Source organism: Bergeriella denitrificans NBRC 102155 (assembly GCF_001592185.1).
Lineage (GTDB): Bacteria > Pseudomonadota > Gammaproteobacteria > Burkholderiales > Neisseriaceae > Neisseria > Neisseria denitrificans.
Genome location: NZ_BCWL01000353.1, coordinates 1 through 913, shown reverse-complemented (window position 1 = coordinate 913; position 913 = coordinate 1). Strand labels below are relative to the sequence as shown.

The window sequence follows — 913 nt, the reverse complement described above, 5'->3', positions numbered from 1 at the left end:
TTTTTTCATGTCCGACAAATTCACACAATTCATCAACCGCGTTCTCGAACACGAAGGCGGCTACGTCAACCACCCGCAAGACCCGGGCGGCGAAACCAACCACGGCATCACCAAAAATACCGCCCGTGCCAACGGCTACACCGGCTCTATGCGCGCCATGACCCGCGCACAGGCGGTGGAGATTTACCGCAAGGCCTTCTGGCAGCGTTACCGCGCCGACCAAATGCCCGAGGCGGTGGCGTTCCAATTTTTGGATGCCTGCATCAACCACGGCTACGGCAATGCCGCCCGCATGCTGCAACGCGCCGCAGGCGTGGCCGACGACGGCGTAATCGGCGCGGTATCGCTTGCCGCTGTCAACAGGCTGCCGGTCAATGATTTGCTGCTGCGTTTCAATGCCGAGCGTTTGGTGTTTTTTACCAAAATCAAAACCTTCCCCACCTTCGGCCGCGGCTGGGTGCGACGCGTGGCGGGCAATCTGCTGCACGCCGCCGAAGACAATCAGGATTGAGCCATGAAAAAAACACTGGTTGCTTTGTCGCTGGCCGCATTGGCCGAACGGTGGCCGTCCGAAATCAACATTACCCCCGCATCCACAGGCCGAATCCGCCAACACCCGAGCCTGAAACGCGGCAAATCGGGCGTGGCCGCCGCCCGCCGTGCGGCGCGGAAACAGAAAGGCCGTCTGAAAAAATGAAGAAATTTCTGAAATGGCTCTCGGGCTTAATCAGCAACCCCGCCAGCGGCAATATCTCCCACACCAAGCTGTGGGCAAACGTGGCCGCCGCCGTGATGACCGTCAAATTCGCGCAAACCCCCGAAGCCCCCGAGTGGCTGTGGTGGGCGTATGGCGCAATGGTCGGCGGCTATGCCTTAATCAAACGCGGCATTGCGGCGATTCCGCAGGTAGCGG

Annotated in this window: 3 protein-coding genes; all 3 read left to right on the top strand. The window is 60.1% G+C overall.

The genetic code is table 11. The features are described from left to right. Positions 1–7 precede the first annotated feature (7 nt). Positions 8–511 carry a glycoside hydrolase family 108 protein gene (locus tag BDE01S_RS10770; RefSeq protein WP_082790478.1) on the top strand — a complete coding sequence of 168 codons (504 nt, stop codon included), beginning with the start codon at positions 8–10 and terminating at the stop codon, positions 509–511. A gap of 3 nt (positions 512–514) precedes the next feature. Further along, positions 515–697 (top strand): hypothetical protein, encoded by a 183-nt coding sequence (locus BDE01S_RS10765; RefSeq protein WP_066081444.1) that lies wholly within the window; start codon positions 515–517, stop codon positions 695–697. After that, on the top strand, positions 694–913 hold a 220-nt coding region (locus BDE01S_RS10760), incomplete at its 3' end, for a hypothetical protein (RefSeq protein WP_066081441.1). The genes BDE01S_RS10765 and BDE01S_RS10760, both read left to right, overlap by 4 nt.

Bases quoted from the DNA above. Each gene is read 5' to 3' on its own strand.
- BDE01S_RS10770 (WP_082790478.1), top strand. From the start codon at position 8: ATGTCCGACAAATTCACACAATTCATCAACCGCGTTCTCGAACACGAA.
- BDE01S_RS10765 (WP_066081444.1), top strand. From the start codon at position 515: ATGAAAAAAACACTGGTTGCTTTGTCGCTGGCCGCATTGGCCGAACGG.